This window comes from uncultured Fibrella sp. (assembly GCF_964250085.1).
In the GTDB taxonomy this organism is placed as follows: Bacteria; Bacteroidota; Bacteroidia; order Cytophagales; family Spirosomataceae; genus Fibrella.
Genome location: NZ_CAXUEC010000001.1, coordinates 245,820 through 259,913 on the forward strand (window position 1 = coordinate 245,820; position 14,094 = coordinate 259,913).

The window sequence follows — 14,094 nt, forward strand, 5'->3', positions numbered from 1 at the left end:
ACCGGAGCGCTGGTCGAATACGTCGGCACCAACGAGATAGAGGCCTCTACATTTGCCCAAAACAACGCCCGTTTATGACCTCTTCCATTGGCTTACTTGCCACCGCCTTGCTGCTGTTCACAACCTGTAGCCTTACCCAAGCCCAGCAAGGGTATACGATTAAGGGTACCGTGGCGGGGCTGCCTGACAGTACCTGGCTCTACCTTCGCACGAGTGAACCATTCGACTCTTGTCAGGTCCTGAACGGGCAATTTAGCATGAGCGGTCGGCTAGCCGAGTCAGCGAAACGGGTTCTGTTGCACACCCGTGGCTTTACCAACTATGTTAGTTTCTGGCTGGAGAATACCCACCTCAGCCTGAGCCTGAAAGCTGGTGGCTTCAAGCAAGGACGCATTAGTGGTTCGGCTACGCAGGATGAGTCTAAGCGATTAGCCGCCTTGCACGAGCCAGTCGATCATCTCATCGATAGCCTCGACCGGTACCGACAAACTACCAAGGATCCTGTCCTCCGAAAAGAGTTGTTACATCAACGCCATCAGCTAGCGCAAAAGAATACGCAAATCGATACCGACTGGATCAAAGCTCACCACGGCTCCTTGTTTGCTACGGAATTGCTGAACATCTACGCAACTACCTGGGGAAAAGCCATGGTTCAGCCGTTATACGATCACCTGAGTGCAGCGATGAAGGCCACCCAGTCTGGCCAGGAAGTGAAGCAGTACTTGGTACTCTACAGGGGAGGTAACATCGGCGACCAGTTCCTGGATTTTGAGCAGCCGAATCCGGCAGGACGCTTGGTAAAACTCTCTGAAGCGAAAGGCAAATACACCCTGCTTGATTTTTGGGCCAGTTGGTGTGGACCCTGTTTGGAGGAGAACCCTGTCCTCAAGGAAATTTATGGCCGTTACAAAGACCGGGGTTTCACGGTGGTAGCGGTATCTTTGGACAACAATAAAGCAGCGTGGCTCAAGGCGATTGAAGCGGGCAAAATACCCTGGGAGAATGTGAGCGATCTGCGGGGTGACAAGAATGTGGTAGCCCTGATGTACGGTATCAGTGGGATTCCGGATAACTTTCTGCTTGACGAAAAGGGGATCATTATTGCCCGAGGGTTACGCGGTAAAGCGCTGGACGATAAGCTCAGGCAGCTGATGCCTTAACCCTAACGAGATCACTGGTGGTACCTTATTGGTCGCGAGCGGCCAGCTACATTACTGTCGATAAAGAAGGCTCCTGGACTAGTTTCCAATCAAGAAAATGGTAAACCAACAGACTGCCTATACTAAAAAGTAGTATACCCTTAAATGGCTTAACCGAAACTAGCCCTTTCAACAGATCGGTGGCTTCTCCGTCGAAGGGGGTTAATGCAAACGCGCCGACCAGGAGGCATACCATTAGCCCCAGTGCTAACCAGCCATACACGACGGTATCGGTGGCAGTCGATCGCTGAACCTCAAGCTGGCTGATAACTTGATCCGAAAAGTTGGGGGCCGCCTGAATGGGAAGAGTCTGTTTGAGTTCATCGAACACCTGCTGGTACAACTGAACCTCGCTGGTATTAGCCACTGAGCTTGCATCGACAAAGGGTAAGCCATCGTCCAGCATCTGCTGAATCTGCTGGTCAGTGAAGTGACGTTTCATAATTCTTGGTTAAGGCTAATGGCTAATCGATCTTTTAACAACTTACGGGCGCGGAACAAATGGCTTTTAATGGTGCCAACAGGCATACCCGTAATCTGCTCAATCTCGCTGTGCGAAAATTCTTCCAGGTGATACAACGTCAACACCACTCGATACGATTCGGGCAACGTCTCGATTAATTTCTGGATATACGACGAAACGTCGGATTGAATCAATACCTGCTCGGGGGTATCATGCGTCAAATAGAGCTGATCGACGGGCTGGGTGGAGTCAGTTGGGTTGGAAGGATATTTTCTCAGATAATCGATAGCCGTCAAATAAGCGATACGGGCAATCCAGGTGGCTAGTTTGGACTCGAAGGCAAAGGTATCCAGTTGCCTGTAGACCTTGATGAACACCTCTTGGCTAATATCTTCGACGTCTTCAGGCCGCGTCACGATTCGCTGAACAACGTGAAAGACCAGCTTCTGGTATTGCTTTACCAATACTGAAAACGCTTTCCGATCTCCCCCTTTTATTTGTTGCAGGACCAGCCTCTCATTGAACATGCCCAGTAGACGGATGATCGGTTCCAAAGGTTGCAGAAAGTTGGTTCCAATTGCAACCTTTGGAACCGATCATCCGTCTACTGGGCCAAACACACGTTAAATCATACCAACCATGGGAGGTCCGCACATCGTTGCCGTCGCGCTATTTTTAGTTATCGCTTTCATCATCAATGCTCTGTTTACCTATTTGCTCAAGAAACGTATTATTGACTCCGGACGGATCGATAAGGAGGCACTTCAGGTATTGTTGACGCCAAACGGGACCACCCCTCTTGGCGCGAGTTCTGAGTCGCTTAAGTGGGGATCGATCTTGTTTTTTGGGGGTATAGGACTAATCATCCTGGAATTTGTACCTTATCAGCCCGACAACTCGACTCTGCCTTACGGTATTGAAGCCGTATGCCTGTCGACGGGTTTCCTGGCGTACTACCTATGGATGCGTAAGTTGTCGTAGAATTTGGGGGATTCATACGATCTTCAGCGAAGAGTCCTTGCAGCCCAACTAGTCAGCCTGTAAGGACTCTTCGCTGTTTCACTGTGGACCTCAGACCCATTAGAAAGACAGCATATAACTGTCGCCATCTGCTAGCGATCGAAAGGACTACTTGGCAGACAAATCAGTGGCGTTGACAGATTATGTTTCTGATGGCTACCCACTCGCGTCACCTTTGAGCCAATAATCACCTTCGATCGTTGTCTTATGAGAAACCTCATTGTACTTCTAGGCTTGCTTCAGCTAAGCTTAGTTTCGGCCTCCGCTCAGCCAGCTCAAACCCCTACCGCTAAGTCCATCAAGGACAAAGCCTTTATCAAGGCCATTCGACAAGCGGAAGCGTACGTCGATTCACTACGTACGCGCCAAGCTATTCCGGGCCTGTCAGTTTGCGTAGGGACTCCAAACAAAGTCCTATGGGCGCAGGGGTTTGGCTACGCCGACCTGGAAGCCCAATTGCCGGTCACCATCGACACTAAATTCCGACTCGGCTCGGTATCCAAATCAGTTACCTCTCTAGCTATTGGGCGATTAGTAGAGCAGCAGCAGCTTGACCTGGACCAGCCCATCCAGCGCTACGTTCCCACCTTCCCGCTAAAAAAGCATCCCGTTACCCCCCGGCAGCTAGCAACCCACACGGCCGGCATTCGTCATTATCGAGACAGTGATCCGATTGCCTGTAGCCCTGGATCAGATTCTCTACATCGAAGGCATGCGAGATTACCGGCGGATTCATCTGGCGACCGAAAAGATCATGACCCTGGAAACGTTCGGTGAACTGGAGCAGCAATTGCCTGCCCAACAATTCTGCCGGGTTCATAAGTCGTACCTAGTCGCCGTGGCTAAAGTCGAGTCGATCGAGAGGGATCGCTTAAAAATCCAGCAGACGCTCATCCCCCTCTCCACGACCTATCGAGCCCGATTCTATCAACTGATTCATCGATCGGCAAAGTAACCGGTGCTGTATTCATGGCCTTGGCTACCCTCGCCTACCAAAGCGTTACTGCACGGCAACCTTGCTGAATTCGGTAAAGACGCTACGGGTAGTGTACCCATTCAATTGGGTTCTATTGGCGGTGTGTCAAAACCAGTCCGACTACCTGATGGCTACCCGCTGGAGGTTAAGACGATGCCCAACTTAAGTAACAAAAGATGATCACTCAAGCAACGCTCGCCTGGTGTAGCTCCTCATTACCCGTCCTCTAAAGGATTTAGAAAATTGATTAGTTTAGTTAACAAAGCCCCGATTTCCTAAGTCGGGGCTTTTTGTGGTAAATCATGACATCGGGTTGCCTACACCACCTCGGTAAGTGTCTGCATTTTTCCCCTACCTTATCGCACATTTATAATGTAGTTTGCACCCACATCGAAAGGGAAGTAAATCCGCCTTGGTAATCGGTGCTGTATTTGCACTTTACCCAGCTTTAGCAGCTGCTTTAATCCTGATCAGACCAAGGGCGTGAGCCTTCAAAAGCTTCTCTTCCAAAATTGGAAAATTAAAACGAGCAGACCATGGCCACTAAAAAAGCGAGCCTTCCCCACTATTACATGATCTACCAAGTAGATGATGCTTACCGAACGCAACAAGCCAGAAGTTACATCGAAGCGACTGAAAACCTTAAGGACGCAGCCCAGCAGGGAGCTATCCCTGTCGCTATTTACGATGTGTTCGACTGGAGAACAGACTGGAAGCTACCAGCTCCCCACAAACGGGAGACGCACGAAGCGGCAGTACTGAATCTTACCGACGTACTCCGACTGAAGCACGAATGACGTTCTCATAGAATGCTATCACAAGGCATAATCTGTTGTCAAAGGGATAGGTCGTTTTACGGCGTATTAAAGACGAGCTTATAGCCGCTTACTTTCTTCGTCCAAACCCGTTTTTCGCTGACGAGCCGCTTTAATCTGCTTACGACCAAATGCATAAGTGAGGTTTACACGGACCTGCCGACTTTCGTAGCTCCCACTGGCATTCATGTACAAACCGCCAAACTGACTGATTCCTTGCCACCGTTGGCTGTTGAAGGGATCTGACAACGTCAGAATAAGACTTCCCCGGTCAGCCAGCATTTTCCGTTGCAGGCCGATGCTGCTGCCCCAGTATCGTCGGTTGAGGAAGGTGCCCCCCCAGAGTGAAGGCGAGGTATAAAAGGCAGACAGCTCTACGCGCCACGAGCGGGGCAAGCTAATGGTGTGCTGCATGTAGAGACTCACCACATTGGCCGTCAGACCAATGGCTTTCCCCTCGCCAAAATTAGCCTGATTCGCCGAGCGGTAGGCGCTCGCGTTGGCAAAGCCGGTCCACCATTTAGCGACGGAGAAGGGGTAGCTGACATTGAGGGACAGGACCCGCTGGCTAGCCAGGTTGCGCGTGGTGATGTAGTTCCGGTTGCCCTGGGTGGTGTCCGTGATCTGGGTAAAAAAATCCTGGGTGTCGCTGTAGCTGACCGACGTCGTCAGTTTATAATTAAATGTGTGAGACAACTGAAGGGTATTGGTATACTGGGGCCGCAGGAAGGCGTTCCCTTTCTGGTAAGTTAGCTCGTCGAGTTTTGCCTCAAAAGGATTCAGGCTCTGGTACGTGGGCCGGTCGATCCGGCGACTGTAGGTCAGCGAAAAGCGATGTTTCTGGGTATATTGGTACGTAAGCCCCGCGCTGGGAAAGGCGTTCACATACTGCCGCGACACCCGCGCGTCAGTTTGCTGGAGCGCACTGGTGAGCTGCCCATCAGACTGGGTCTGCTCGACACGCAGGCCGAGTTGCCCCTGCCATCTACCCCGGACTTGTTCAAACCCGGCGTAAGCCGCCCGGATGTGTTCAGTGTACGTAAATTGATTCGTCCGGTCACTGTTTAGTACGTTTTGCCCGGTAAGCACATCAAAAAACTGGAAGCGGTTGGCTGTTTGTACCCTGGAGAGCTTAAACCCGGCACTCAACTTGCCGCCCCAAACCCGTTGGTTGTAGTCTGCCTTCAGTGTTTGCAAGTAGATGTCCGTCAGCGTTTCCATGCGATAGTTTCGCTCAGACAGGACCTGGCTGGTAACCGGGTCGAGGTATTGGTTGGGCTGCTGGTTATCGCCCGCCGAGTGAAACCGGCCCAGGTCGGCGTCGATAGTCAGTTCGTGCCCCGAGGTATCGGCAAACCGGTAGTTCAGGTTTGCGTTGCCATTGGCCCGGTTACTGCCACTGTGGTTATCGGCCACCAAAAGGCTAGTGGGTGCTTTGCTCAGGGTACCGATCGGTGTACGGCCCAGGGTCGCATAGGTACCGTCGTTAAGACTGCCATCCAGCAGGAAACCAAGCGTACTCCGTGGATGGATAAACCAGTCAGCACCCAAACGGGCATTCTGGCCCACCGAGCGCGCCCGGGTTTCGCTTCGCTGATCGAAATACTGCCCCTGCTGCTCCCGGTATAAATTAACGCTCGACCAGTCACGGGCCTGTCGCTGACTGTAGGAAGCAAAGACATTAGTCTTGGCCGTCCGGTTGTTGAGCGACAGGGAGCCGTTGTATTTGGGGTAATAAGCGCCCTGGGAATACCCCAGCGTGGTGCTGCCGTTAGTCCCGAAACTCCGGTTCTTTTTGAGCCGGATGTTCAGGATACCGGCATTGCCTTGAGCGTCGAAGCGGGCGGAGGGCTGGGTAATGATCTCGATGGCCTCAATGTCCGTTGCCTGCAGCGTACGCAGGTAGGCGGCCAGGTCCGCTGGCCCCAGGGGGGAGGGCTTCCCATCGATGAAGACGCGGACGCCGTTTTTCCCTTGCAGGACGATGTTATCCGACGGATCGATTTGCACCCCGGGTGCTTTCTGAAGCAGCTCCAGGGCCGAATTGCCCGCCGCCGTGATACTGCTCTCCACATTGAGTACAATCTTGTCGGGCTGTACCTCCACCAGCGGCCGGGTGGCTTTTACGCGTACTTCATTCAAGGCTTGGATGGCCTGGCTTAACACCGGCCCCGGTAGCGTCAGGGCCTGGTCGTCCCGCAGGGCCAGGACGTCTGAGGTCCAGGGCACATACCCAATCCCCGACAGGTTGAGGCGGTAAGCCGCTGCCCGAAGGCCCGTGAACGAAAAGTCGCCCTGGGCGTCGGCAACGGCGGCTTTGACCAGGGAGGAATCAGTGGCCAGCCGGAGGGTGACCGTCAAAAAGGGAATGCCCTGCCCGGCGGCATTGCTGGCGGTACCCCGGATAGATGCCCTCTGGGCCATGGAAGACACCGAGTAAATCAGCAGATAACAAACGAATAGCTTTTTCATCGCCTTGATTAATGGATGAATCAAAACTATTGCGCCGCCCAAGGGCTCACTACCCCCAACCGGCGAAGGGCCGAAAGCGTCGCCAGACGCAGGAGCTGTGCATTGGGCGACGTATTTAGCCGCTGGGCGGAAAATACCGGGAAAACGTCCGCTATTCGACTACGTTTGTTTATATGCATGGGAACCGCACCGCTTTCTGGGGAATATCGTACCGGCAACTAGCAGTAGTGCTGGGCCTATACGGCTTATCCGCGCTCTTCTACGCCGGGACGTTAACGATTAGTCAACTCCATTGGTTGAAAAGAGGCATATTGGCTAATTTTATTCTTGAAACGCCCCGGATCGTTCTGGACTATAGCCTCAAATTGCTGGTTACCATTCCGATCTGGTATCTGCTATTTAGACAATTACGCCAGTTGCCTTTATTACGGCGGGCTGGGCTTCACCTGCTGCTATTACCCCTGTTTCTGATCAGCTGGCAGGGCTTATACTACGCCTTGTCGGACGGACTACATATCTGGCGCTTGCAGGGCGACGGCCAGGTCTGGGATACCTATATCAGCGCCTTATTTTATCTGGTCCAGTTCGGCATTTTTCACGCTTATACCTACCATCATGACCTGCAGCAACAACGCGCCCTGGAGGCGGATCTTCGCCAGTTGGCCCTGCAAAGTGAACTCTCAGCCCTGAAAGCCCAACTCAATCCGCATTTCCTCTACAACGTATTCAATACCATCAGCGCATCAGTGCCCCCCGCTCAGGAGCGCACCCGCGAGCTGCTGGCCGAACTAGCCGATTTATTTCGTTACCAGTTACAGGCTTCCAAAGCTGAAGTAGTCCCGGTTCGCGACGAGCTGGCTTTTGTGGGCAAATACCTGGATTTGGAGAAGGCCCGGTTTGGTGACCGGCTTCAGGTTCATATCGAGGTAACTGAAGAGGTCCTCGACTGTCTTATGCCCCCGATGCTGTTGCAACCGCTGGTCGAAAATTCAGTCCGCCACGGTATTGCCACTCTGATCGAAGGAGGCGAAATTCGGATTCGAATCCAACGCCAGGACCATCAATTAAGCGTCGAAGTTGCCGATACGGGAGTTGGTCTGATGGAGTCGGTCAAGGATGGGTCAGGCGTGGGTTTGCTTAATACCCGGCTACGCCTGGCCAAAACCTATGGCAGTGTGCTACACGTCGAGCCGAATAAGCCTCGGGGCGTTTGCATCCGGTTTGCCATTCCACTGCTTCAGAAAACACCGTCCAGGGCTCAGTCTGAAGTCCTTTCCGTAGCGGTTTAGCCCTCGAGCACCATGCAGAAACTAATTATTATCGATGATGAGGCCGCCGGACGCACGTTGATCCGACAATACCTGGAGGCCTATCCAACCTTGATTGTGGTGGGCGAAGCCAACAATGGTGTCGATGCCGTTCGGCTCATCAATGAATTCAAACCCGACCTGATTTTTTTGGATGTGCAGATGCCGGGCCTCTCAGGCTTTGATGTGTTGACCCATTTGCAGGAGATTCCCCAGATTATTTTTTCGACCGCCTACGATGAATATGCCCTACAGGCTTTCGAGGTGCATGCGGTGGACTACCTACTTAAACCCTATACCCGGGGCCGCTTTGCGCAGGCCATTCAGCGGGTGATCGACTCGCGAACGGGGAATCTACAAAAACTTCAGCCCTTCGCTGAGAGCTTATTGACCACGGCCGCGGCCTATCCCGAAAAGATACTGGTCCAGACCGGCAACCGGCTCATTACGGTTGCCGTATCCGACATTCTACGTATTGAAGCTGAAGGAGATTATGCAACGCTTGTCACGGGAACGGGAAGGCACCTAAGCAACTATGGCATTGGTGCACTAGAAACTCGACTCAACCCTCAGCAATTTATCCGGGTTCACCGCTCGGATATGGTCAACCTGCATTACATCCGCGAAATTCAAAAATACCCTTCGAGTTATGACATCATTATGACCAATGGCGATGTGGTAAGGGTCAGTCGGTCTTACATGGATAAGATTCGGCAGTTGACGTTTTAGCATCCTGCTCCATACAGAGGCGAACTAAGAGGTACCTACCTCAGCTCAAATAGTGATCAATCTGCTCCTTTTGGCTTTCTCGACCAATCCAAGCGGGTACCGAATTCCAGCCCAGCGCCCCCACTTCTGGTAGACAAACCAGACAGGCCCGAAGCGCGAAAGCCAACCAGTCTTAACTTTAAGCTTGATGACTACTCAGACTATGGATGACTCTATCGGCTACGGCAGACCTCCCCGCACGACCCAGTTCCAGCCCGGTCAGTCCGGTAATCCTACTGGCCGTAAGCCCGGCTCGAAGAATCGCTCGACGGTGGCCCGGCAGGTACTGGATCTGGCCGTCAACCTGCCGCCCCATAAACTGGCGCGGCTCCAGCAGATGCTTCCCGGACTGACGGCCGACATCGATGTGGAACTGGCCATGACGCTGGCGCTAGCAGTGCGAGCAATCAAGGGGAACATCAATGCCTACAAAGCCCTTATGTACTCGGCCTATGGCTCCCCAAAGCAAACCATCGACAGCGAGGACGCTTTCCAAATCATTTGGCTTGAGTCCAAAACGTACGAAGTCAAAGGGCTGCCAGTAGGACAAAAGCAGCAGGGAAGCTAGTTCACCCGGCGCATCTTCATGACCGATCTACAGGGAATTTACAGCAATAAACCCCCACTTTTCCCCCCGCTTCCCCTCACCCATCCGGTTTGTACTTTAACGGGATGCCGTCGGCCTATATCAGATGGGTCAAAAATCAAATCTGCAGGGAATCTAACGGAATAACCCCGTTTTTACGCCGCTCCTGGCTCGGCAGTCTGGGTTGTACTTTGGTGGGATAAGACAAGAGCTGACCGATGAGGTACTTCATAGATCAGACACCCGCTACGGGCCTATCAAGCTACTATACGAATCTATCAAGCTGTCGGAGGAAGCTATCAAGCTACTGGAGTAAATGAACTAGCTCTCGTATCCACTCGAACTCAGTAAGCCAGGAAATGAATTTGAGCCCATCGACGAGAGTTTTGGCCTTTTGCCAATTGGTCAATTCTGAGACCGGCTGAGCGTTGCGGGCGCCGTGCCGCTTCTGAGTTGACGCTTTAATCTTTTTCATTTTTATTCATAGTTAAGGTAGGTGAATTGCAAAGGTTGAGAGCTGACTAGGGTGGAGGTGGGACAACCCCCCGCCCGCGTACAAAAAACCTTTGGGCAGTTGAGCGGAGGTGGGACGCAGGCGGCCTACGAAACAAATTTCCAGTAACGCCGCTCCAGATACCAGGTCACAACTGAATCAGTCGACGACAAAGGTTAGCCTCGGCTCAGGCCAGAAACAGGTCAGAACTGAGTCTGTCGGGCAACAAAAAACCCCTCCAGTAGTGCTGGAGGGGTAGCGGTATTAGTCATATGTTACTGCGCGTGCGCAGAGAGCCGCGGCTTTCTGTCTATTCGCTACGCAAACTCTTGACTGGATTGACCAACGCGGCCTTTACACTCTGGAAACTCACCGTGGCCAACGTGACCACCAGAGCCCCTAGGCCTGCAATAGCAAAAATCCACCACGAGATATCGGTGCGGTAGGCAAACGTTTGTAGCCAGCTGTTAACGACATACCACGCCAGGGGTGAGGCCAGTAGGATAGCAATGAGGACTAACTTCAGGAAGTTTTGAGACAGTAAGGCGACAACACTGGCAACATTTGCCCCCAGTACTTTTCGGATGGCAATCTCTTTATGGCGTTGTTCGGCAGAAAATATAACCAAGCCCAGCAGGCCAAGGCATGATATGATGATCGCCAGCCCGGCAAATACATCCGAGAGCTTAGTGATCACTTGCTCACTCTGATAAAGCTTCTGATACTCCTGATCAAGAAATTGATAATTGAATGGATAGTTGGGGTTATTTGTCCGGTACACCTTCTCCAGTCCAGCCAGTGCCTCCTTCGTCTTGCCTGGCTGGGTTCGAACCAGTATGACGCCGAAATATTCGTATTCTTTCACATCGACTATCAACGGTTTGATGGGTTCGCGCAGTGAGTGCGTGTGATAGTCTTTTAAAATACCAATGATATGCCCCTTCTTTTGCCAGGCCGACACCCACTTCCCAATGGGATTTTTCAGACCCATCTGCTTGACGGCTTCCTGGTTGACCAGGAATGCATCGGCCGAATCAGTAGCGATAGCTCGGGAAAAGTCACGGCCTTCGGTAATGCTCAACTTCATCAGTTTGACAAAGTCAAAGCCCACCGAGGTAGGCTTAAAGCCGACTGAGGCATTTTTTTCCTTTCCTTCCCAGTTAATGGCTGGCGGCTGGGTCGTCGTTCCATTGTCATCGACCACGAAGCCCATCGCATGAGGTGCTTCGCTGCTACGGTCAACCATCGCGATGCCGGGCAATTGGGAAACCTGCTCTTTGAAGCGCGCGTAGTTACGTGGCGATGCTAACTCCCCTTCGATGCGAACGTAGACTAGATTCTCCCGGTCGTAACCCAGGTGGGTGTGTTGCACGTAGTTGGTTTGTTTCGAGACGACAAGGGCAACGATAACCAGTAGAATAGCCAAAACGAACTGAAATACGGTTAGTCCCTGCCGGAACCAGATCGCTTGCCGCGTGAAGCGTAACACCCCCTTCAAGACCCGGACGGGTTGAAGTGAGGAGAGGAACAGGGCGGGATAACTTCCGGCAAGTAGCCCTGCGAAGAATAACACGCCCAGCAAGGAGGCCCAGAAAGCGCCCTTGGTCAGCGGTGAGCTTATTTGTTTTCCCGTAAACGCATTGAAAGCAGGCAACAGTAGCACAACTACCAGCAGCGTCGCCACCATTGCCAGCAAGGCCAGAAGGAACGCTTCGCCAAAAAACTGCCCGGCCAGGTGAGCACGGGTTGAGCCTAACACCTTTCGCACCCCTACTTCTTTGGCCCGCTTCACCGAGCGAGCCGTAGCCAGGTTCATGAAATTGATACAGGCGATGAGGAGGATAAAGATGGCAACGCCAGTGAAGACATGAACATACTCAATCCGTCCTCCTTCTGGTTTGCCGTTTACAAACGTACCATGCAGGTATTGATCCCCAAAAGGTTGAAGACCCACGCGCGTTTCGACCCCTTTTTCTTTCAGTAACCGGGGTTGCAGAAACCGGTTTATCTTCGTCTCTACAAGGTTCTTATCCGCATTGGCTGACAATTGAACAAAGGTTCGGAAGCCATTGGAGGACCATTCCACTTTCCCTTTTTTCTGCACTTCCCAATTCAGCAGGAAATCAAACGTGAGTGAACTCTGTACGGGCAGGTTTTCAAAAACGGCGGTGACCATAAAATCCAACCTGTTTTCGTAGCGGAGTGTCTTGCCTATGGCGTAGCGCGGTTGTTTGAAAAACAGCTCGGCCATTTTTCGGGAGATCGCAATGCTGTGTATATCCTTGAGGGCCGTTTCTGCACTCCCTGCGATAAGCGGATAGCTGAGCATGGTAAAAAAGTTGCTGCTCGCCCGAGAGCCCTCCAGCTTAAATTTTTTCTCGCCTCTTTGAAACGTTTCAGGATGTCCCCAGGGTAATTCGTATCCCGTTGCATAGAAGGAAGCATATTGCACTTCGGGGACCGCCTCCCCGACGTCCTCTAGTAGGATAGAAAAGGCGCTGTCGATCACCCGTATGGGGGTAGTATAGTTGCCATCCACTTTTCCATTGGTTGAAACGGTCTGGTAAGCGGTGTACAGGGTCTCACCATTCGCATGGAAATTATCTACGCTCTTTTCATCGTGCACCCAAAGAGCAATGAACAGACAGCAGACCATACCGAAGGCCAGGCCCAGAATATTAATGGCACTAAAGGATTTACTGGTCAATAAATTCCGCCAGGCAATTTTGAGATAGTTTTGAAACATGGCTGGTTGTAGAAAAAAAGGTTGAGGGTAGTCCGTTGTATAGGCGAAGGCGGGGTTGATCGGTGCCGATCGCCAAAGCCGGGGATGTAGTAGTAGCAGACAGTCAAACAGGTAAGCGTACCTGGCTCGGGTAGCCCCGTAACGCTGCGCTCGCTGTCTGAACAGCTCCTCTAAATCGCCCATTATAATCTCCTGCAGGTGCGAAGCTGTAATGCGCATCATCAGGCGCTGAGCCCATCGGGGTGGCTGAGGTAGTTGGTTCATGAGAGATGGGGGCTAAGGGCGGCGGGGGGAATATGGGCCCAGAACTCGTTCCGCAGTTGGCGTGCCTGGTGTAGAGCCTGCACGCCGGCCGTAGACAGGACGAACAAGCGCTTTCGCCGTCCGCCCCGTTCGGCGGTGGCCTCTCCGAATCGCGACTGCACCAAGCCTTTCTCTTCCAGTCGCTGCATCGTGCGGTGAACGTTGCCTAAACTAATCGGGCGCTCCAACCGCCTGCTTAGCTCCTCGACGACAGCCACGCTGTAAGCCTCATCGAAAAGCAAAGCGATGGTCAATAGTACTACCTCTTCGAATTCGCCTAGCTGCGTTCCTTTCATACACTAAGTTGGTCAGTGGGGCGCTCAGACCCCTGTATGCATATGCTTTTCATTTGCATAGCAAATAGGTAGCCAAACTCAGCTAAAGCCATTTGGAAGGCGTAATGAGTCCTTTATGCCGATGGACGGCTTCTCGACTGTCCGGTAATGGACAAAATTTGTACGAGTTGGGACAACGCTCTAGCCAGAGCTTATTGTCTGCCAATCGACCCCATGATTGGGAAAACCGCGTTTCCAGTGGGTTACTGGCATCAATCAGAAAGGACACGCAGGTCGGCCGCGATCAGCGCGTTGACATACTCGTTGGTCGTAATGAGCCGCCCCTTCTGAATGCTCAGCTGCTCGGTCCGGCTCACTAGCGCATGATGCCGGTCGGTCTCCAGCATGACGCTTAATTTGACCAGGCCGTTAGCCTCCTGCCTCCCGCGACGGTCAGCGATATACTGTTGTGCCAGGCGCCTAATCAGCAGCTTGTCGGCCATGCTCACCTTGGCGTAGTATTCCGCCTTGGAGCCAAAGTATCGGGTGATGGCCGTGCGTACCGTCAGGCCACCGGCGACGGCTGTGTGCATGGCCAGGAGACGAGGATCGGCCCCATCAGGGAGCAACGCAGGGTCCTGGGCGGTAGTCTTCATGTCACAAGTTACCAC

At 52.6% G+C, this 14,094-nt stretch carries 14 protein-coding genes; 8 read left to right on the plus strand and 6 right to left on the minus strand.

The annotated features are described in order from the left end of the window. The first annotated feature begins 74 nt into the window (after window positions 1-74). Window positions 75-1,160: a redoxin domain-containing protein gene (locus ACFE8Q_RS00945; protein ID WP_375443473.1), complete on the plus strand. Its 1,086-nt coding sequence runs from the start codon at window positions 75-77 to the stop codon at window positions 1,158-1,160. 46 nt (window positions 1,161-1,206) lie between these two features. Here the strand turns inward: ACFE8Q_RS00945 and ACFE8Q_RS00950 are convergent, their stop codons facing one another. Continuing rightward, window positions 1,207-1,641: a hypothetical protein gene (locus ACFE8Q_RS00950; RefSeq protein WP_375443474.1), complete on the minus strand. Its 435-nt coding sequence runs from the start codon at window positions 1,639-1,641 to the stop codon at window positions 1,207-1,209. Continuing rightward, complete coding sequence (locus ACFE8Q_RS00955) at window positions 1,638-2,216, minus strand: RNA polymerase sigma factor (protein WP_375443475.1); 579 nt, start codon at window positions 2,214-2,216, stop codon at window positions 1,638-1,640. Before ACFE8Q_RS00955 ends, ACFE8Q_RS00950 begins: the two co-directional genes overlap by 4 nt. Before the next feature lie 85 nt (window positions 2,217-2,301). On the opposite strand from ACFE8Q_RS00955, the gene ACFE8Q_RS00960 reads away from it, so the two are divergent. The 4 genes from ACFE8Q_RS00960 (at window position 2,302) to ACFE8Q_RS00975 (ending at window position 4,455) form a co-directional block, all read left to right on the plus strand. Next, window positions 2,302-2,643: a hypothetical protein gene (locus ACFE8Q_RS00960; protein WP_375443476.1), complete on the plus strand. Its 342-nt coding sequence runs from the start codon at window positions 2,302-2,304 to the stop codon at window positions 2,641-2,643. 246 nt (window positions 2,644-2,889) lie between these two features. After that, window positions 2,890-3,459, plus strand: coding sequence for a serine hydrolase domain-containing protein (locus tag ACFE8Q_RS00965; protein WP_375443477.1), 570 nt, complete (start codon window positions 2,890-2,892; stop codon window positions 3,457-3,459). Continuing rightward, the gene (locus ACFE8Q_RS00970; protein ID WP_375443478.1) at window positions 3,347-3,637 is read left to right on the plus strand and encodes a LytR/AlgR family response regulator transcription factor; all 291 of its coding nucleotides are present in this window, start codon (window positions 3,347-3,349) and stop codon (window positions 3,635-3,637) included. Before ACFE8Q_RS00965 ends, ACFE8Q_RS00970 begins: the two co-directional genes overlap by 113 nt. A gap of 557 nt (window positions 3,638-4,194) precedes the next feature. Beyond that, a complete protein-coding gene (locus tag ACFE8Q_RS00975) occupies window positions 4,195-4,455 on the plus strand; it encodes a hypothetical protein (RefSeq protein ID WP_375443479.1) in 261 nt (86 codons plus the stop codon). Window positions 4,456-4,533: 78 nt separating this feature from the next. Here the strand turns inward: ACFE8Q_RS00975 and ACFE8Q_RS00980 are convergent, their stop codons facing one another. After that, window positions 4,534-6,945, minus strand: a complete 2,412-nt coding sequence (locus ACFE8Q_RS00980) for a TonB-dependent receptor domain-containing protein (RefSeq protein ID WP_375443480.1) — start codon at window positions 6,943-6,945, stop codon at window positions 4,534-4,536. A gap of 173 nt (window positions 6,946-7,118) precedes the next feature. Here ACFE8Q_RS00980 and ACFE8Q_RS00985 point away from each other — a divergent pair, with 173 nt between their 5' ends. From ACFE8Q_RS00985 to ACFE8Q_RS00995, 3 genes are all read left to right on the plus strand, one after another. After that, window positions 7,119-8,234 carry a sensor histidine kinase gene (locus ACFE8Q_RS00985; RefSeq protein WP_375443481.1) on the plus strand — a complete coding sequence of 372 codons (1,116 nt, stop codon included), beginning with the start codon at window positions 7,119-7,121 and terminating at the stop codon, window positions 8,232-8,234. A 12-nt stretch (window positions 8,235-8,246) separates the two neighbouring features. Continuing rightward, window positions 8,247-8,981 (plus strand): LytR/AlgR family response regulator transcription factor, encoded by a 735-nt coding sequence (locus ACFE8Q_RS00990; protein WP_375443482.1) that lies wholly within the window; start codon window positions 8,247-8,249, stop codon window positions 8,979-8,981. Between the two features lie 187 nt (window positions 8,982-9,168). Continuing rightward, the gene (locus tag ACFE8Q_RS00995) at window positions 9,169-9,588 is read left to right on the plus strand and encodes a DUF5681 domain-containing protein (RefSeq protein WP_375443483.1); all 420 of its coding nucleotides are present in this window, start codon (window positions 9,169-9,171) and stop codon (window positions 9,586-9,588) included. Between the two features lie 821 nt (window positions 9,589-10,409). On the opposite strand, the gene ACFE8Q_RS01000 is transcribed toward ACFE8Q_RS00995, so the two are convergent. The 3 genes from ACFE8Q_RS01000 to ACFE8Q_RS01010 all read right to left on the minus strand — a co-directional run bounded on the left by ACFE8Q_RS01000 (window position 10,410) and on the right by ACFE8Q_RS01010 (window position 14,079). Further along, window positions 10,410-13,109 (minus strand): ABC transporter permease, encoded by a 2,700-nt coding sequence (locus ACFE8Q_RS01000; protein WP_375443484.1) that lies wholly within the window; start codon window positions 13,107-13,109, stop codon window positions 10,410-10,412. Further along, window positions 13,106-13,444 carry a PadR family transcriptional regulator gene (locus ACFE8Q_RS01005; protein ID WP_375443485.1) on the minus strand — a complete coding sequence of 113 codons (339 nt, stop codon included), beginning with the start codon at window positions 13,442-13,444 and terminating at the stop codon, window positions 13,106-13,108. The genes ACFE8Q_RS01000 and ACFE8Q_RS01005 overlap by 4 nt, the downstream gene beginning before the upstream one ends. Before the next feature lie 251 nt (window positions 13,445-13,695). Next, a complete protein-coding gene (locus tag ACFE8Q_RS01010; protein ID WP_375443486.1) occupies window positions 13,696-14,079 on the minus strand; it encodes a hypothetical protein in 384 nt (127 codons plus the stop codon). Window positions 14,080-14,094: the final 15 nt, after the last annotated feature.